General features: G+C 50.7%; 18 protein-coding genes. 10 read left to right on the top strand and 8 right to left on the bottom strand.

Going from position 1 to position 17,178, the window contains the following annotated elements:
* The first annotated feature begins 87 nt into the window (after nt 1–87).
* From BST81_RS14755 to BST81_RS14735, 5 genes are all read left to right on the top strand, one after another.
* Nucleotides 88–960 (top strand): Tab2/Atab2 family RNA-binding protein, encoded by an 873-nt coding sequence (locus BST81_RS14755; protein WP_075599267.1) that lies wholly within the window; start codon nt 88–90, stop codon nt 958–960.
* 99 nt (nt 961–1,059) lie between these two features.
* Nucleotides 1,060–2,394, top strand: coding sequence for a TldD/PmbA family protein (locus BST81_RS14750; protein ID WP_075599266.1), 1,335 nt, complete (start codon nt 1,060–1,062; stop codon nt 2,392–2,394).
* 284 nt (nt 2,395–2,678) lie between these two features.
* The gene (locus BST81_RS14745; RefSeq protein WP_075599265.1) at nt 2,679–4,712 is read left to right on the top strand and encodes an adenylate/guanylate cyclase domain-containing protein; all 2,034 of its coding nucleotides are present in this window, start codon (nt 2,679–2,681) and stop codon (nt 4,710–4,712) included.
* Between the two features lie 182 nt (nt 4,713–4,894).
* Complete coding sequence (locus BST81_RS14740; protein WP_171974765.1) at nt 4,895–5,713, top strand: DUF928 domain-containing protein; 819 nt, start codon at nt 4,895–4,897, stop codon at nt 5,711–5,713.
* Nucleotides 5,714–5,781: 68 nt separating this feature from the next.
* Nucleotides 5,782–6,624 (top strand): DUF928 domain-containing protein, encoded by an 843-nt coding sequence (locus tag BST81_RS14735; protein ID WP_143780352.1) that lies wholly within the window; start codon nt 5,782–5,784, stop codon nt 6,622–6,624.
* Nucleotides 6,625–6,726: 102 nt separating this feature from the next.
* Here BST81_RS14735 and BST81_RS14730 read toward each other — a convergent pair whose 3' ends face one another.
* From BST81_RS14730 to psbN, 5 genes are all read right to left on the bottom strand, one after another.
* Nucleotides 6,727–8,607 (bottom strand): ShlB/FhaC/HecB family hemolysin secretion/activation protein, encoded by a 1,881-nt coding sequence (locus BST81_RS14730; protein WP_253188295.1) that lies wholly within the window; start codon nt 8,605–8,607, stop codon nt 6,727–6,729.
* A gap of 297 nt (nt 8,608–8,904) precedes the next feature.
* Complete coding sequence (locus BST81_RS14725) at nt 8,905–9,456, bottom strand: DUF4333 domain-containing protein (protein ID WP_083636879.1); 552 nt, start codon at nt 9,454–9,456, stop codon at nt 8,905–8,907.
* 104 nt (nt 9,457–9,560) lie between these two features.
* The gene (locus BST81_RS14720) at nt 9,561–9,785 is read right to left on the bottom strand and encodes a hypothetical protein (RefSeq protein WP_075599261.1); all 225 of its coding nucleotides are present in this window, start codon (nt 9,783–9,785) and stop codon (nt 9,561–9,563) included.
* Nucleotides 9,786–9,964: 179 nt separating this feature from the next.
* Nucleotides 9,965–11,023 (bottom strand): tocopherol cyclase family protein, encoded by a 1,059-nt coding sequence (locus tag BST81_RS14715; RefSeq protein WP_075599260.1) that lies wholly within the window; start codon nt 11,021–11,023, stop codon nt 9,965–9,967.
* A gap of 16 nt (nt 11,024–11,039) precedes the next feature.
* Nucleotides 11,040–11,171 (bottom strand): photosystem II reaction center protein PsbN, encoded by a 132-nt coding sequence (gene psbN / locus BST81_RS14710; protein WP_075599259.1) that lies wholly within the window; start codon nt 11,169–11,171, stop codon nt 11,040–11,042.
* An 84-nt stretch (nt 11,172–11,255) separates the two neighbouring features.
* Between psbN and psbH the strand changes: the two genes are divergently transcribed.
* The 4 genes from psbH to BST81_RS14685 all read left to right on the top strand — a co-directional run bounded on the left by psbH (nt 11,256) and on the right by BST81_RS14685 (nt 13,201).
* A complete protein-coding gene (gene psbH, locus BST81_RS14705; RefSeq protein WP_075599258.1) occupies nt 11,256–11,459 on the top strand; it encodes a photosystem II reaction center protein PsbH in 204 nt (67 codons plus the stop codon).
* Between the two features lie 110 nt (nt 11,460–11,569).
* A complete protein-coding gene (locus tag BST81_RS14700) occupies nt 11,570–11,863 on the top strand; it encodes a TatA/E family twin arginine-targeting protein translocase (RefSeq protein WP_075599257.1) in 294 nt (97 codons plus the stop codon).
* Nucleotides 11,860–12,501: an aminoacyl-tRNA hydrolase gene (gene pth / locus BST81_RS14695; RefSeq protein ID WP_075599256.1), complete on the top strand. Its 642-nt coding sequence runs from the start codon at nt 11,860–11,862 to the stop codon at nt 12,499–12,501. Before BST81_RS14700 ends, pth begins: the two co-directional genes overlap by 4 nt.
* A gap of 436 nt (nt 12,502–12,937) precedes the next feature.
* On the top strand, nt 12,938–13,201 hold the full coding sequence (locus BST81_RS14685; protein WP_075599254.1) for a DUF3146 family protein: 264 nt from the start codon (nt 12,938–12,940) through the stop codon (nt 13,199–13,201).
* Nucleotides 13,202–13,260: 59 nt separating this feature from the next.
* Here the strand turns inward: BST81_RS14685 and BST81_RS14680 are convergent, their stop codons facing one another.
* The 3 genes from BST81_RS14680 to ntcA all read right to left on the bottom strand — a co-directional run bounded on the left by BST81_RS14680 (nt 13,261) and on the right by ntcA (nt 16,047).
* Entirely contained in the window at nt 13,261–13,707 is a 447-nt protein-coding gene (locus tag BST81_RS14680; protein WP_075599253.1) for a pre-16S rRNA-processing nuclease YqgF, read from the bottom strand.
* A gap of 86 nt (nt 13,708–13,793) precedes the next feature.
* On the bottom strand, nt 13,794–15,209 hold the full coding sequence (locus tag BST81_RS14675; protein ID WP_075599252.1) for a DUF3084 domain-containing protein: 1,416 nt from the start codon (nt 15,207–15,209) through the stop codon (nt 13,794–13,796).
* Between the two features lie 166 nt (nt 15,210–15,375).
* A complete protein-coding gene (gene ntcA / locus BST81_RS14670; RefSeq protein ID WP_075599251.1) occupies nt 15,376–16,047 on the bottom strand; it encodes a global nitrogen regulator NtcA in 672 nt (223 codons plus the stop codon).
* Between the two features lie 290 nt (nt 16,048–16,337).
* On the opposite strand from ntcA, the gene fabI reads away from it, so the two are divergent.
* The gene (fabI, locus tag BST81_RS14665; protein WP_075599250.1) at nt 16,338–17,114 is read left to right on the top strand and encodes an enoyl-ACP reductase FabI; all 777 of its coding nucleotides are present in this window, start codon (nt 16,338–16,340) and stop codon (nt 17,112–17,114) included.
* Nucleotides 17,115–17,178: the final 64 nt, after the last annotated feature.

Below are 17,178 nucleotides of genomic sequence, written 5' to 3'. Positions count from 1 at the left end.
ATGTGCAATGCCTCTATCATGCAATGTCCATAGGTGGGATGCCCCCCACAGCCCTAGAATTAAGGGGAAGTCCTTACTAACGGTTCAATGGCTGTCATCTGGGAACTTGATTTTTACTCCCGTCCCATCCTGGACGAGCAAGGCAAGAAGTTGTGGGAAGTGGTGGTGTGCGAAAGCCCCCAAAGTATTACTCGATCGCCCGATACCCTCTTCCGCTATGCCAAATTTTGCTCGGCTACTCAGGTGAATTCTGTGTGGCTACGGGAAGCCCTGGAAGAAGCGATCGCGAAGGGAGGGCACCCCCCCAACCGAATTCGGTTCTTTCGCCGCCAGATGAATAACATGATTAAAAAAGCCTGCGGTGAACTGGGCATTGATGCCCTGCCGAGTCGGCGCACCTATGCTCTGAATCAATGGTTGCAAGAACGGGTGCAGAAATTCTATCCCACTGTTCCTGGCTACCAGGAAGGGCAGGCTAATCCGATCGCCTCCCTCACTACCTTTGAGACGGCGCTGCCCCAACCCTTGCCTGATGCTCTGATTGGGCAACAGTGGGCTTTTGTAAACCTGGAGGCCGGTGCTTTTGATGAAATGTCGGATTGGGCGATCGATTTCAGTGAAGCTTTTCCCCTCCAACTTGCCGGGATAACGCCAACGATGCTGATTCCTGGAGTGATTATCTTCTCTTCCAGAGCTTTGCCCATGGCTGGCTGGATATCAGGACTGGAAATGGCGTTCCTGCGATTTGTAGACGCCCCAGCTCGACTGATTCTGGAGACTGGGGCTGCGGAATCCTGGCTGTTGGCTAATCTGTCGGCCCCTCAGATGCAAACAGAGGCACAAGCCTTTGAGACAGCCAAGCAGCAGGCGAATGGGGTACATTTCCTGGCTGTGCAGACTGATCCCCGTTCAGAAACCTTTGCCGGATTTTGGTTATTGCAGGAGGTCAATCTGGCGTAAAGTGAGTAGTTGAGCAGGTAAGCGAGTGAGCCAGTGAGCAGGAAGTGATTTCTACTCCTCACTCCTCACTCCTCACTCCTCACGTCTCACTAGTTGCCTATGGGTTCCCAAGACCTTTCTTCAGAGTCGTTTGTCGAACAGCTTATTGACCTGGCTATCCGGTCAGGAGCTGAAGCAGCAGAGGTTTTTCAATCCCGGTCTTTTTCTCGGCCAATATTTTTTGAGGCCAATCGATTAAAGCAATTGGAGAGTACCCAGGCTGAGGGGACGACACTTCGTCTATGGTTGAATGGTCGTCCAGGGTTGGCTGTTGCCTATGGTGTGGTTGAACCTCAAAGCCTGGTTGATCGGGCGATCGCGATCAGCCAGTTGAACCAACCTGAACCGATCGAGCTAGGGCGAGACTCTCGGCTGGTTTATCCTGACGCTGGAAAGAGCGTCTCTGTGGATCACATGATTGCCTGGGGTAAGGAGGCGATCATGTTGGTGCGGGAACGATACCCAGAAGTTCTCTGTACTGCTGAGTGGGAATGCGAAGTCGAAATGACGCGCCTGGTTAATTCTCAAGGGTTAGATTGCAGCCATACGGATACCACCCTCAACTGCTACATGAGCGCTGAGTGGGTCCGGGGAGATGATTTTCTGAGTGTTTCAGACGGCCAGATCCAGCGAGATAGTCTGGATCCTGCTGCTTTAGCCCAGCAACTTTTGCAGCGTCTGGATTGGGCTCAGGATAATGTTCCTCCCCCGACGGGGCGGGTTCCCATCCTGTTTACCTCAAAGGCGGCTGACATGTTATGGGGAACCGTGCAAGCAGCTCTAAATGGGAAGCAGGTGATTGAACGAGCCTCACCCTGGAGCGATCGCCTGGGGGAGCAGGTGATCTCTTCCCTAGTCACCGTATCCCAGCAACCCGGTATGGGTCCCTTTAGCTGTCCTTTTGATGATGAAGGGACTTCAACTCGCCCCCTAACGTTTATTCATAATGGGGTGCTGCAGTTGTTTTATACCGATCGCACCACGGGGCGCGCCCTGGGAAGTGGCACCACGGGCAATGGATTTCGTCCTGGTTTGGGAAGTTACCCGACTCCAGGTCTAGTCAATCTTCTGATTGAACCAGCAGAAACTCGCCGTCCTAAACCTGTGGCAAAATCTCTGCTGGACTTAATGATGACCCTTGAGGATGGTCTGATTTTGGATCAGATGCTGGGGGGCGGAGCGGGGATTTCGGGTGACTTTTCTATCAATGTGGATCTGGGTTATCGGGTCAGACAGGGGCAGATTCTGGGACGAGTTAAAGATACGATGATTGCTGGAAATGTTTACACAGCCCTGAAACAACTGATCGAGCTTGGTGATGACCCAGACTGGAATGGGTCATGCTATACACCGTCCCTGATTGTTGAGAGCCTCTCCGTTACGGGTAAACACTAATATTGGGGGGTGACACCCCTCAACTGGATGCCATAATAGCAGCATGCAATCAAGGGGTGTCACGGCCTGAAGCTGGGATGGATTAAAGTTCTAAATCTATCGGAAGCAAAGTTCATCGGGCCTCTTTTCTGAAGAGCAGCTTGCTACGATAGCTCCTAATCTTTAAAGACTTGATCGGCTGGAGCTCAGGTCATCCGGAGATAATAAGTTGGGGTCCGTATTAAGTGTCATAACTCCCACCGGAGCAAGGTTTTATCGCTGCCGTGTAGTAGGTTCCAGGGATTGTGGTAATCAAATTTTTTCAGCGCATTCGGGATGCAAAACCAGACCTAACAGGGTTGTTGAGTGTCGTCATCAGTAGTGCTACAGCTACGGGATTAATATTAGGGTTGCGATCGCTGGGTTGGCTGCAATCCCTGGAACTGAAAGCCTATGATCAGATGGTTCAGCTTCGCCCTGATCCTGGGCCGGACCCTCGTTTCCTCGTGGTTGGAATCACGGAGGATGACAATAAAAAGTATGGCGTTCCCTTTTCCGATCGAGATCTGGCCAAGGTTCTCCGGGAACTGCAACGTCATCAACCTCGGGTGATTGGCCTGGATATCTATCGGGATTTACCCCAGGAGCCTGGCCATGCTGAACTAGCCAAGGAGTTCAAGGCCTCTAATATCATTGCCATTACAACCTTCCCAGTTGCTAAAGAGGATCGCATTATTCCTCCGCCCGCCAGTATTTCGCCAGATCAGGTTGGCTTTAACGATGTGGTGACTGACCCAGATAATGTCGTCCGACGCAATTTGTATCTAGTTACGCCCAGTGGAGACGCGATTTTGCCTTCCTTTGCGTTTCAGGTAGCTCAGATGTATCTGCAACCCTTAAAGTTGGAACCTCAACTGAGTGAGGACAGCGACCAGAACATTGAGTGGGGGCAAGCACTGTTAGTTCCCCTGGAGAAAAACTCTGGTGGGTATCAGGATAATGATCCTAATAGTTACCAAATACTTCTCAATTACCGAACGCACAAGCGTATTGCTACCCGTGTCAGCCTTTCCGATGTCCTAGATGGACGGGTTGCACCTGAATTGATCAAAGATAAAATTATTCTGATTGGTAGTATTGCTCCCAGTGCAAAAGATTTTTTTAATACGCCATTCAGTGCCGCAGAACGGATCGATCCCAAGATGCCGGGTGTGGAAGTTCATGCCCAGATGGTCAGCCAGTTTCTGGATGCAGTGACTGGAGCGCGTCCTCTCTTCTGGTTCTGGTCCGAATGGGGAGAGATTCTCTGGATATCTGGTTGGTCTGTGCTGGGTGGGGTGCTGGCCTGGCGCTTGCGGCATCCGGTGGTGTTGGGCCTGGGGGGAACGGCTGCTTTGGGAACAGTCCTTGGCAGTGGCTTTATTATTTTTTTACACCAGGGGTGGATTCCAGTCATTACGCCAGCCTTGAACCTGCTGCTGACGGGGATGGCTGTGGTGGCCTATCGGGCCCAACAGGCTCAGCGGCAACAACAGATGACCATGACTCTGTTGGGGCAGAATGCCTCCCCGGAAATTGCGGCGGCCCTCTGGAACTCTCGCGATCGTCTGATGCAGGACGGTAAACTGCCTGGTCAAAAGCTGACGGCAACCATGTTGTTTACAGATATTAAGAACTTCAGCACCATCTCCGAGCAAATGCTACCGGAAGACCTGCTGAACTGGCTCAATGAGTACCTGAGTGTGATGACGCGGGAAGTGCAACTCTACCATGGGATTGTCAATAAGTTTACAGGGGACGGTCTGATTGCCGTTTTTGGGGTGCCTGTGGCCCGGGAGACTCGGGAAGCCATTGCAGCGGATGCCTGTAATGCCGTGGCCTGCGCCCTATCGATGGGAGAGAATTTGCAACTGCTGAATCAAGACTGGAAACAGAGGGGGTTGCCCTGTATCCAGATTCGGGTGGGCATCTTCACTGGCCCGATCGTGGCTGGTAGTTTGGGGGGTAAAGAACGGCTGGAATATGGCATTATCGGTGATAGTGTCAATACGGCTTCTCGCCTAGAAAGTGTGGAGAAAGATCGGCAGGGAGGACTTTGTCGAATTCTCATCGCCCATGAAACATATGAGTATACCCGGGATAAGTTCCAGGTAGAGAACTGGGGGTATTTGGCCCTGAAAGGAAAGCAACATATGGTGGATGTCTACCAGGTGCTGGCCCGTCTGTCTGAGACGAATCCTGCTCCAGAAGCCAACTCATTCGCTGATCAGAGTGGGGGTAATCAGGAACATTCCCCATCGGAATCAGACATAAATAGCAGTAATCTCAATGCAAAATAAAGTGGGATGCTCTCACATCCTAAGCATTGGGTCCATTTGAACCATCTATCTGTTTTGAGTGCAGGCTGCTAGAGTCATCTCTCGCTGGTGTTATTTACATGCATAAGGATTGGTCCCATATGTATAAGAAATCACGTTTTACTTTTTGGACTGCTTCGTTCGCCATCTTAACTAGCTTGCTGATGGCCAGTTTCCCAGAACTGGTTTTGGCTGGGATCAAGGTGCGTCAGCGTGGTATCCCAGGGCGGCGAGAACCTGCAGGCTCACGTGATCCCCAAAGCTGCATTGCTCCTAACCAGAAGAATGCTTTGGTGGCTTTGGTGCCGCCATCAAACCGGAGCGTTACCTTGGCAGAGTATCCGACGTTTCTGTGGTACGTTCCCGAACACTCTGCCCCGTCCATTGATTTTGAGCTGCGGGACGAGAGAAATACGACGGTTCTTTACAAAACAACCATTGAGACTCAGTTTATCCGAGATAGTAAAAGTCGGGTTGTTTTCTATGATGAGAAGGGCGATCCAATTGAGTACGGCAGGAATGGAAAACCAGTGAAATCGGGCAGGCCCAGAAGTATTCCTGGTGTACTCAGTTTAACTATACCTGGCAACGCTGGGGTGAAAGCCTTGGAGGTCAATAAAACCTACCTCTGGTACTTTGAAGTGAACTGCCCCGAGCTTGCTCGTAAGCCTGGAGATAAGCCCGCAGATCCTGAGGATAATGACATCTATGTGGGAGGCTGGATTCGCCGGGTTGCCAAACCCGACCTGCTGAGTCAGATTCAGAATGCCAAGCCAGAGGAACGGTTGGCCCTGTTGGCGGCACAGGGAATCTGGAATGAGACGATTTCTACCCTGGCTGACTTGCGGCGTACTAATCCCCAGAACCAGGTTTATGCCAAGGATTGGGCTGATTTATTGAAGTCAGTTGAGTTGGCTGATTATGCTCAGGAGCCTCTGGTAAATTGCTGTTTGCCCGGTAAGAATCAAGTTTCATCCAGGTGAACAGCTCTGCTGCTTTTTGTTCGCGCTCATCTCAATTTATCAACCCTATTGGGGAGATCTTTCACTATATGGCTAGTAAAATACCTTACAAGCTTCTGGTCCGCAGTTTCCTGTCGATTTCCCTTGGTCTGTTTGTTTGCAGCTTGCCCACCTTAACCCTGGCAAAATCCATCTTTAAGGCACCTGCTAGAGGCGGCTTACCGGGACGAAGAGAACCGGCAGGGGTTCGAGGCCAATGCCTGGATGCTAAGCTGGTACCCAATCTCCCCCCTTTGCCAGCCAATCAGACCTATGCCTTTCCGAAGAACTATCGGACGCTGGCTGCCCTCACTCCCGCCCCCGATCGCAGCATTGGTCAAACTGTTTCTGGGTACCCAACCTTTTTCTGGCATCAACCTCCCTTCAAACCCGATTACGCTAAAACCGTAGAGTTCATCCTTTACGAATGGCGGGGACCTCGAAATGTCAAAGTGGTTTATAAGACATTGCTCCCAATTGGAGATCAGTCTGGTGTGATGAGCTTTAAACTCCCGGAGAAACCGGGAGTGGCCCCTCTACAAGTTGGTAAGGTTTATCGCTGGTCTATCAATGTTATTTGTGATCTGAACGATCGCACGGCTGAGGATGCTGCCGATGGGTTTATTGAGCGCGTGAATTTTGCCCCGGATCTCCAGAGCAAGCTGAAGAAGACTTCTGTGGCTGAAGTTCCGGCAATTTATGCAGCGGCTGGAATCTGGCACGAAGCGCTGACTACGCTGGCCGCCTTGCGTCGCAGTAAACCGAACGATCCGAATCTGGCTGCGCTCTGGTCGGATTTGTTGGAGGGAATTGACCTGAAGAAACTGGCTCAAGAACCTCTGGTGGATTGTTGTACAGTCAGTTCGATCAAGCCTAAAGGGATGGAAGAGTAAAGGCACAGGTGCTCAATTCAACTCAAAACAGGAAGGCAGAAAAGGAAGCCAGAAATCAGGTACCACCAGTCAATTCTGGCTTCTGGCTTTCTATGTTCTGGCCTAAAGTTGGTAGTTAACACTGAAATAGAATGCCTCTTCCTGAATGTTATTGCCCCGATCATTCAAATTAACAAACGGTCGGGCATAATCCAGGCGAATTCCCAAACCAGGGAAAGGAGCCCAAATTAGACCAACCCCTCCCCCTGCCAGAAGATTTTGAGAGGGGAGCAGGTTGGGGTTGCCGGTTACATTCCAGACATAGCCCACATCCAGAAACGGCACAGCCTGGAGCAAGGCTGCCCCAGATTCATCTCGGAGAACGACGATCCGATCTTCTACTGAGAAGCGAAAGCCGTTGTCCCCGGAACGGGCATTCTGTCGGTAGCCCCGGACAGACTGGCCGCCTCCCATAACAAACTGTTGAGCTGCTAGCAGGGTGTCGGACGAGAGTTGCAGGTCTGCTTGAAAAATAAGGACCTGATCTGGATTCAAAACCTGGACGCGCTGAGCCTGCCCCAACCAACTGAAGAATAACCCATCGGGTGTGGGGGCAGCATTGATCGTAACCCCGAATAAATCTACGCCTAAGCTGAACTGGGAGCGGAATGCCCAAGCCCCCTGAACATCTCGGGAAACGTAATCCTGCCCAAACTTAAGTACGGTGGTTCGGGTGGTGCCATTGGCTTCAGGGCCAGATCCAAAGCCAAAGCCGATATCATTGCCTGTAAAGCCCAAAAAGGTTTGTCCAGTTTGACGAGCTATCCCCAAAGAGAGGGCCAATTCCTCCCGCGGCGTTCTGATAAGCGGTTGGCGGAAGCTGATTTCGTAGAGATCGCTACCTCCCCGGATTTTCAATAACGCAAAGACAGGGTCAATCACTTTATAGTCACTGGGAGCATAGCGCACCTGTAAAGTGCCATTCATTGGATTGACCGTCAGGCGATAGCTGAAATCATAGAGATTGGCTCCCCCAGCAGTCGTGCGACTATAGGAGGCCGCCAGTTGATCACCGTTACTGGTCAATACATTGCGATAGCTAGCACCAATTCCGAACCGTTCAGAACCGACACTGGGCGGCGAATAATTATCGATGCTGACGATCGCATTGAAGGGATTGGCTTCCTTAACTCGGATGGTCAAAATGCTCTGGCCGAACTGTGTCCCTGCCCGCAGACTGGCTTCCACATTGTCAAACTGGGGGTCTGCCCGAAGCAACCTGAGCTGATCTTCCAGACGATCTTTGTTCACAGGTTTTAACCCAGCCAGTTCAATGCGGGCTCGAATATAGTCTGGATTGACTCGCTGGGTGCCTTCCACATCAATGCGTTCTAACCCTCCTTCAATCACCCGAATTTGCACGACACCATCTACGATCGTCTGGTCTACTAGAATGGCTCTGGAAGTAATAAAACCCCGATCCAGGTAGAGTTGGGTGATTTTATCAGCGGCTTCTCGCAGTTCTTCCAGGGTGGCAGAGCGCCCCTCATAGGTTCGGGTGATGGTGGAAAAGTCTGTTGAACTGAAAACGGAACTGCCAATGACTTCGATTTTACGCACTGCTATGGGTTGGGCGGTGGCAGGCGGAGGGGAGGTTGGCTCAACAGGAGGAAGGGGCGTTAGTGGTTGCTGGGGCTCTGCTGGCAACGGTCCAGGGGCTGGAACGGGTTGGGGAAATCGATCCTGATTAGGGGTGGACTGCCGGTCTCCAGCGCGATCGGGCGTAGCTTGAGCCAGGTTTAAGATTGCTCCTTGCAATGCCAAGGCCAGATCAGAGGTCTGCAGGGTTGCTGAAGAAAGCTGAATTTTTGCCCGTGAACAGCGCTGGGTTAGAGAGGTGGCAGTCGAGCAGGAGTAAGATGCTGGAAGTTTTTTTGGCGACTGCTGATCAGGCATCGCAAAGCATGGAGCAGCCAGCATTGCTAAGGCTAAACTTGGAGCCATTAGCTCCCAGTAAGCAACCTGAAACTTTAGACCCATATGACTGACTTGCTCCTCAACCAGGAATTAAAAAATGCTGAGGCTACCATAACAAACTCATGCCAAGAGCTTGATGGTAAGAATAGAGTTTTCTTGCTGTGAAGCAAGCAAAGCCCATGCAAAATTAGATGTTAATAATCGAGAATTCAGCCCCAAAAATGCTGCTGCACATTTCATAGGGTACGCTTAATTGTCACTTACCTTCAGGAAAATTATCCTTTGTCTTTCCCTCTGTTGACAATAGGGTGGACAACCTTGCTGCTATGGATGGATAGGCTCCCAGGCAAAGCCTCCCTGATCGTCCTGCATGGTTACCTTAATCGGCAGGGTTTGCTTCCCATCGGTAACGCTACACTCAAACACATCTCCTTTGTGGGCGACACGAGAACTCCCCTTTTTACTACCGCAGTCAACCATTACCTGAATGCCCACCCTTTTGCCGATCGCGGCTTGGACCTTTTCCTCGGCCAGGGTAAGTGAAACCAGGCCCTGCGTGACTTTCCAGGTCACTTTACCCTGATTATCAACCAGAGTCACCTGAACGGTCAGAGGCCCCCCTTGAGTGTTGACGTTGCAGTTAAACGTATCCCTCTCCGCCAGTTTGCGGTCTTCTTGAGGACAGCCGACAGAGTCTACGGCAATGCCAGTCTGTTGTGTGATGCCGGTTTGAATCGTTTTTTGTAGCTGGTCAATATCCACTTTTTGCGCACAACTGACCAGTAAGGCAGAGGACAGAGCCAACAGAGCGATCATCAGGCTCAATGGGTGGTGGGCCAGAGCAGTAAGAGTTGTGATCGGTGGAGTTGCCCGCATGGATCAAAGAATGGCGCTTAGGATTGAGGAACAAAGACGGATAAAACACACTTGAAGGCAAGCAGGTCAATTTTTAATCTGTCGGGATTTATGTTTCTTCTGCTTCAATCAACCCAGCGAAGTTCTTCTGGAACTGCTTCATACATCTGTTGATCGACCAGATTTTGACCAGCCACGATCGCGTCCATGGCTGAGGTATAACATTGGCGGTCACCCAATAATGTTCCATGAGAGGTCAGGATCGTGGGGGTGAAGTAAGCCCCATCCGCGATCGCCACAATCCAGTAAGACCGATAGAATAAGCCCTGAGCTTGCAGTTTCCTCGTCATAATTCGGTCGTATGTCTGTAGGGAATGTTGATGCCCATAACCGGGGACAGAGACTTGGTCTAAGATTCTGGGTAGACAGGAGAGCCAGGCAATGGGTTCTAGAGGGATGGAAACCCTAACCTAATCAACTATATCAGGCCCAATCAGGTCAGTGGCATCAACCCCCGTCTTCCAGAAACTCACTGGATCCAGGCTGTTTCCCATGGCCCCCCGCCCACTTCCAGACCGGCCAGAACACTGTGGGCTTCCAAATCCCATTGCGATCGCCCAGATACCCACAACCGCAGGGTCAAATGCCCCCGGAGGGTATCTTTGCAGGTGAAGGCAAGTCCCTGTTGACTGGGAGTTCGAACCAGTGCAGGCTCCCGATGGCTCCAACCTTGCACCTCGACCCTACAGGCTCCATTGTCTGCAGTTATGTGCCAGTAACCCCAGGGATAAATCTCCCAGTTAATCTGGGCATTCCAGGGAACAAACTCATAGAAGCAGCCCTGGTAATGGATGCCCACCATCGCCACCGCCTCCTTCCACCAGAGAACCCCTCGTCTCCCCCCCCCAGCAGTCAGGGTCAGATCAGACTTGCCCTCGAAGCAATGGCAATTGATCCAGAACCACTTTTCGGGAAATGCGCCCCCCCAATTTTTTTCGGCATAGGCCGGTGCATTCACGAATTCATAGCGCTGTCCTCGCCAATCCAGGTAGCCCGTAGCCCATCCCTGGGCCATCAGGATCTGCCAGCCAGGCTCAAAAATTTGCAAGCAGGAGAGCCAACCTGCAGTTGATTGTTGCCATTGCTTCGGATTACCCCAACCGTAGACAGGCTGAACCTGATATTGCCATCGCAACCACTGACCAGAAGGAGGATCGTAGAGTTTTCCCTGATGGTGAGTGGCTGTGACCTGATAACCTTCATGAATCTGCTGCTCAAAATCATCAGGAGTCAGATAAGTAGCTTTACGAGAAGGTGTCGTTGATCGTCCTTGCCCCAGACCTAAGGTATGATTCCAGGCCCAAAACTGGCATAAATTCGGAAAAGTACGGCAACAGTACTCAGCTTCAGAACTGAGAAACTGGGCTGCCCCTCCATGGTCCAGTCCGTTCCTGCCAGGATGGGCAATAGAATACATGAAAGCGAAGGACCGATCGGACTGGGGCAGGGTTAAACGGAAATACCAACCCTCAAAGAAACACTCATCCCGACCATTCCCGTGATACCCACTGTGGGGAGTTTGAAGCATTGACAGGACCGCTCAATTAGTCCTCATGCTCATCAAAGGGATCGCTCAATTTCTTGGAGGGAGGACCAAAGGAAGTGTAAATAGAGAAGCCAGTAATGGCGATGAGAATGGTGCAGAGAGAAATGCTAAGAACTATTGCGGGTTCCATGATACTGTCTAATTTGTGATCCTATGACTTTATAATATTGCAAAGTGTTAAAAAGTTTAGTCGAAATTCATTAACAGGTGACCCATGGCACAGCGCACGAGGTTAGGAGATATTCTCAAGCCTTTAAATTCTGAATACGGTAAGGTTGCTCCTGGTTGGGGTACAACCCCCTTGATGGGGACTTTTATGCTCTTGTTCTTGGTCTTCCTCCTGATCATCCTGCAGATCTACAACTCCTCCCTGCTGCTCAATGGCTTTGCCGTTGATTGGCGGAGCATGGGTGGTTAAGAGCCACTTCAGTTAAAGCCATAGTTGCTATTTTGAGTACCTGCTTTTACCCGGTTTAAACCGGGTTTTTTTGTGATACTTGAAAAGAGATATTGCCGGAGGATTAGGTTGTGAATGTATTTGGTATCGGCCTGCCAGAGATGATGGTCATTTTTGTGCTAGCTCTGCTGATTTTTGGTCCTAAAAAGCTGCCAGAGATTGGTCGTAGCTTGGGCAAGGCCCTGCGTGGGTTTCAGGATGCTTCAGAAGAATTTAAATCTGAGTTTAAGCGGGAAGCAGAAAAACTGGAGCAGGTGGTCAGTAAGCCCATGGAGGCGACTCTGGAGCAGCCAACTCCACAAGTTTTGTCCCCCGCACTCTCTGAAACCCCTGAGGCAGAGGAGGCCGGGACAACTCAACAATGACCGATGCTTCACCGCCTCCCCTGCCGGTCATGCCCCAACTCATTGTAGGTCTGGGCAATCCTGGCTCTAAGTATGAGCAGACTCGTCACAATGTTGGCTTTGCTGTGATCGATGCCCTGGCCCGTTCCTGGCAGATTTCTCTGACTGAAAACCGAAAGTTTCAGGGCCTGTTTGGCGAAGGTCTGGGTCCCCAAGCCCACAAGATCCGTTTATTAAAACCCTTAACCTTTATGAATGCCTCCGGCCAATCGATGCGAGCGGTTGTGGATTGGTTCAAGCTGGAGCCCCAATCTGTACTGGTGATCTACGATGATATGGATTTGCCGATCGGTAAAATCCGTCTGCGATTGTCTGGTTCTGCAGGTGGGCACAACGGGATGAAGTCTGCGATCGCTCATCTGGGAACGCAAAATTTTCCTCGCCTGCGTGTTGGGATTGGTAGCCCTAAATCACCCGTTTCTCAAGCCGAGAAAGACGCCATCTCCCATGTGCTGGGCCAGTTTTCGGTGGCTGAGAGTAAACTCCTCCCGGAAATTCTGCGGCTGGTGGAGGAAGTGCTGGAAATGAGTCTGAAGCAGGGAATCGAAAAGGCAATGAGCCTCTACAATAATCGCTCTCTTGAACCCAGTCAGGATTAAGGAGGCGATTCTGTAATTTCAACTATTGGATCTAGATTAACAATTTCGTTACATTAGAACAGATCTGTGATGACAGTGTTCCTAAGCCCCGCCTGGGTGCTCGTTGCCCCTGTATAAAAATATGCTGGATTCCTCTCCTTCGACTGAAGACCCTAATCAATCCCCTCTGATTCTCGATCAAAGCGCTGTAAAGCGCTGCCATATTCGACTCCTGGATGTGCCTCGGCCAATGGGGGCGATTTACTACAGAAAGCAATTCTATAGTTTTGTCAAGATTTTTCCGGCAATGGATGCTGCCATGAGAGGGGCTCAGCGTCTCATTTCCCGTGGGAATTCAGTTATTTTGACGACAACTCCGAAAGGAATTGCGCTTTGGGTGCTTGAACCTGAGGCTCAATTGGTCTCAAACCGTTGAAGCCTCGCCTGGAGATAGTCATTGAGTACTAAGCGCTTACCGGAAACCATTGCCTATGTCAGGATTACCAGCCAATCTTGGCAACAAGGCAAAATCGAAGGGGAAGTTCGGGCCAATCAGTTTGAATGGCGGTTTGAATGGTGCTTTACTCAAGGAGCTCTGACAGTGGAACCCTCCTTAGGGAGAGCCCTGATCCGGGAGCCCTTGGGGCGGTTTCTAGAGCGGTGCGACTATCGGCTGGAACCAGGCGGAGATTATTCATTTACCATTCGGGCTCAGCTCTAATTCGTAAAAGCCGTTACATTTCTATCAACGGGCTGTATCAGAAACCTGATTTCTGAAGGTTAATGACGGCTGTTGACTAATTGCTCCAGGTACCGTTCGATCAGTAAAATTGCTACGATATCATCCAGCGATCGGGGTGGAACACGCATACCTTTTGGCATCAAACTGTATAACCCCTGGGCCGGATACATTTGCCAATAGCGATCGCGAGCTTCCAGGGTACTGTAGCGTTCATCGACCATCACAATTCGCAGAGGGTCGTGAGGATGGCTGGTCAGCTTTTCCTTCCAGAGTTGGGCAGTGGTTTGATCCCCCATAACCAGAAGCGATATGGGGAATTGTGTTCGCAAGTCTTCAATAGTTGCTAGAACCTCTTCTGCAGGAATGACTTGATGATAGTAGAGGCTCCGATCCACTCCCATTAAAGCCAGACCACAGCGATAGCGGCCCGGATCGAAACCCAGAATTACAGGCTGTTGAGCATTCGACAGGGTTGTGGAAACCATGGGGAATATTTTAAGAAACGGTAGCAGGAGATTCTGGATTTTCTCCTCACCACCCTATCACCTTCCCAGCTAATCATCCACAGACCTTAGCTACTCCGAAAGATAATCTGCCCATTGCGCAGGGCAATGAGTTGTAACTTGAGCGGGCCAGAGGTGTAAATGTTCTCTGAGGCTAGGGCTTGAATGTCCAGGGGTTGATTATAGGCTTTGAGCTGTTCAATGAAACGACTCACGGCCAGAACACTGGATTCATCGCCGATTTGAATGCCCTGGGACAAAATGCCCGATCCCCGACCTCTAAATTCAGAAGCTGCTAATAGGAGCTCAATCCGATCGCGAATTTGGTCCTCACTGGCGTTGGGCAGATCGATCGAAGTAGAGGCTACCAGATCTCCTGGTCGGAAAATTAACTGATTTAAGGTTGCGCTGGCGACGACCTGAACATTTTTTTTGCCCAGGACGTAATTTCCGGCTGAGAGAACACGCAAAACGTAGTCTTGTCCATCTTGAATCTGCTTGATGAGTTGTTCGACTTCCGCTCGAGTAATTTGAATGGCCTGTTGCCCAGTTGGATTGGCCCCCGGCTGGGTTAATTGTAAGGCAGTCCGATTGGCCTCTCGCAACAACTGATCTACGGCCTGACGGGCCGCAGATGGATTGAGGATGCGTACCACCCCTGAGGCCAGCACCTGGCCCCGAAACAGGGCAACCTTACCCAGGACAATCGATTCGTACTGGTCCTGATAGTAGCGGTAGGCCTGATTCAGTTCCAACACCGCTTTTTCCAGGTTAATTCGCTGAGTTTCGAGGAGTTTGAGGCGATCGCTAGCTTGGGCAATGACCCGATCTCGATCCGCAATATCTCGATCCCGTTGGGCAATGGCCAGATTGCGCTCTTGCTGCAACTTTTGAATGCCAGCCCTTAGGGTGGCTTCCTGCTGGGAGACGACCCTGAGTTGAGCTTCTGTCCGGGCCCGTTCGGCTGAAATGCGATCCTTTTCGGCCTGAGTCCGGCGGTACTCCGCCTTAACCCGATCGTTCTCAGCCAGAATCCGGGCACTCTCAGCAGCGATGCGCGCATTTTGAGCTGCAATCCGGGAATTTTCTACTGCCAGGGAAGCATTTTCTTGCCGGATCCGGGAGTTCTCTCCTTGAATCCGGGAATTCTCTTTTCTTGCGGTAGTCAATTCCTTCTCATTTTCACTTTTCTCCACCCGGGTCTGCTCCAAGTCCTGTCGGGCTTTATTCAGGTCATTCAGGATTTTGCCCAATTGGAAGACCCCTGTGCGTAGACGGGCATCAACTGCAAATAGAATCCCTAGGGTTGAGGCGGCAATGACACTGCCCGTAATGATCGTGATAAAAACAGCAGTTTGCCGGGGGCGCAGGTTAAACAAACTGAGACGGGCTCTACCAACCCGCATTCCCAGTCGATCGCCAACTGTTGCGATCACCCCCCCCAACACTAATACCGCCAAGATCAGGATGAGCCCACTGGTCATCTATTCTGAGAAGCCACTCCACACTACAATTACCGGCTATCCAGATAAGCCTACCCTAATTCAATCAGAGGTCATTTATTTTATAAAGTGACTCTCGATTGACCCATCGGCGAAGGAATTTCTGCAGGTCTTAACGTTTCCCAAGCCTCTTAAATTTAGACTGGTTCTAGGTAAATTGCTGACTGAGGGTGACTGGATTGTGTACTGTAATTTTCTTTTTGTGAATCGAAATCATTTTCTCAGTGCGCAAATCTCCCAATAACCGGGTGACCGTGACCCGAGTGGAGCCAATCGCTTCTGCGATCGCCTGATGGGAAAGTTTGAGGTCGATGGTAATTCCATCTGCAGTGGGAACGCCAAAATCCCGACAAAGGATCAACAAAAAGCTGACCAATCGAGATCCCATATCTCGATGGGCCAGGGTTTCGATCATCATTTCCGTCTGCAAGATTCTGGAGGACAGACCCTGCAGCATCACCATAGATAAATCAGGGTTTTCCTTCAAAGCCTTTTCGACCTGTTCAATGGGAACAGAGAGTAACTCGACCGGTGTGAACGCAACAGCATGATAGAACCGATCGGACCGATGTCCTGTGATCAGGGATAGAACACCAAAAACACTATTCTCACGCAGAAGAGCAACGGTGATTTCCTCCCCTGCTTCATAGACTCTGGAAAGCTTAACAGCACCCTTTAGTAAGAAGTAGACCCGTTCAGCCGGGTCTCCTGGAAAGAAAATTGTCTTGCCTCGCTCAAAGGTTTCTACGACTGGTGGAAACGCTCCACCGCCCATTTGGCGAAACACAGATGCTAACGGTTTATCTTGCGTCACTACCATATCCTCTGGCTCAAGGGTCGCCCCAGAATAGCGATCATCAATTTCAGGGTGAATACATTTAGATAAAAAGGCTTTTCTGTAGAGGCGCTTACATTACATGCAGGTTCATATATCAAGACACTAATCTCTAAGCAATAAGACACACAGGCTAATGGGATGATTGCTTCACAACACTTAAACTGACTCTGGGAGAGTTTTTTGTAGCCTTAGCTACAGAACTCATGTGGGAGCCCTTTGAACTCTCAATCCACCGAAAAGTCTGCCCCCAAATTAATCTAGAATGTACTCTTATGCTAGATCTAACTGGAAAAAACGCTTTAGTCACTGGCATTGCCAACCATCGCTCGATCGCATGGGGCATTGCCCAACAGCTTCACAAAGCTGGTGCCAATCTTGGTATTACCTATCTGCCGGATGAAAAAGGAAAAATGGAAGGCAAAGTGGCTGAATTAGTCGAGCCACTTCAGCCCAGTCTATTTCTTCCTCTCGATGTTCAACAGGATGCTCAAATTGAAACGGCTTTTCAGTCTATCCAGGATAAGTGGGGCAGGCTGGATATTCTGATTCACTGTCTGGCCTTTGCCAATAAAGATGATCTGTCGGGAGATTTCAGTCAAACCTCCCGGTCAGGGTTTCAGTTGGCGATGGATGTCAGTAACTACTCCTTGATTCGTTTGAGTGGGGCTGCTAAACCACTGATGACTGAAGGGGGGAGTATTGTCACCCTCACCTACCTGGGTGGCGTCAGAGTTGTTCCCAACTACAACGTGATGGGCATTGCGAAAGCAGGGTTGGAAATGAGTGTGCGCTACCTGGCTGCGGAACTAGGCCCCAGCAATATTCGGGTAAATGCCATTTCGGCTGGCCCCATTCGTACCCTGGCCTCCTCGGCTGTGGGTGGCATCCTGGACATGATCCATCATGTTGAGGCTCATGCTCCCCTACGCCGCACAGTGACGCAACTGGAAGTTGGCAATACGGCGGCTTTCCTCTGTAGCGATCTGTCTAGCGGCATGACTGGCCAGGTGCTGTATGTGGATGCAGGTTACGAGATCATGGGGCTTTAGTCAGGAGCTTAAGGAACCTTTCCCTGCGCACTGCCGTCGCCTTCCCAAAGCAATGACAGGAGGA

Origin of the sequence: Leptolyngbya sp. 'hensonii', from assembly GCF_001939115.1 — a bacterium.
Taxonomy (GTDB): domain Bacteria; phylum Cyanobacteriota; class Cyanobacteriia.
The sequence above is the reverse complement of the archived record's forward strand: the minus strand, read 5'-3'. Positions and strand labels throughout refer to the sequence as shown.

Excerpts from the sequence above, each read along its gene's own strand:
- BST81_RS14755 (WP_075599267.1), top strand. The coding sequence starts at position 88 with ATGGCTGTCATCTGGGAACTTGATTTTTACTCCCGTCCCATCCTGGAC.
- BST81_RS14750 (WP_075599266.1), top strand. The coding sequence starts at position 1,060 with ATGGGTTCCCAAGACCTTTCTTCAGAGTCGTTTGTCGAACAGCTTATT.
- BST81_RS14740 (WP_171974765.1), top strand. The coding sequence starts at position 4,895 with ATGGCCAGTTTCCCAGAACTGGTTTTGGCTGGGATCAAGGTGCGTCAG.
- BST81_RS14735 (WP_143780352.1), top strand. The coding sequence starts at position 5,782 with ATGGCTAGTAAAATACCTTACAAGCTTCTGGTCCGCAGTTTCCTGTCG.
- BST81_RS14730 (WP_253188295.1), bottom strand. The coding sequence starts at position 8,607 with ATGGCTCCAAGTTTAGCCTTAGCAATGCTGGCTGCTCCATGCTTTGCG.
- BST81_RS14725 (WP_083636879.1), bottom strand. The coding sequence starts at position 9,456 with ATGCGGGCAACTCCACCGATCACAACTCTTACTGCTCTGGCCCACCAC.
- BST81_RS14720 (WP_075599261.1), bottom strand. The coding sequence starts at position 9,785 with ATGACGAGGAAACTGCAAGCTCAGGGCTTATTCTATCGGTCTTACTGG.
- BST81_RS14715 (WP_075599260.1), bottom strand. The coding sequence starts at position 11,023 with ATGCTTCAAACTCCCCACAGTGGGTATCACGGGAATGGTCGGGATGAG.
- psbN (WP_075599259.1), bottom strand. The coding sequence starts at position 11,171 with ATGGAACCCGCAATAGTTCTTAGCATTTCTCTCTGCACCATTCTCATC.
- psbH (WP_075599258.1), top strand. The coding sequence starts at position 11,256 with ATGGCACAGCGCACGAGGTTAGGAGATATTCTCAAGCCTTTAAATTCT.
- pth (WP_075599256.1), top strand. The coding sequence starts at position 11,860 with ATGACCGATGCTTCACCGCCTCCCCTGCCGGTCATGCCCCAACTCATT.
- BST81_RS14680 (WP_075599253.1), bottom strand. The coding sequence starts at position 13,707 with ATGGTTTCCACAACCCTGTCGAATGCTCAACAGCCTGTAATTCTGGGT.
- BST81_RS14675 (WP_075599252.1), bottom strand. The coding sequence starts at position 15,209 with ATGACCAGTGGGCTCATCCTGATCTTGGCGGTATTAGTGTTGGGGGGG.
- ntcA (WP_075599251.1), bottom strand. The coding sequence starts at position 16,047 with ATGGTAGTGACGCAAGATAAACCGTTAGCATCTGTGTTTCGCCAAATG.
- fabI (WP_075599250.1), top strand. The coding sequence starts at position 16,338 with ATGCTAGATCTAACTGGAAAAAACGCTTTAGTCACTGGCATTGCCAAC.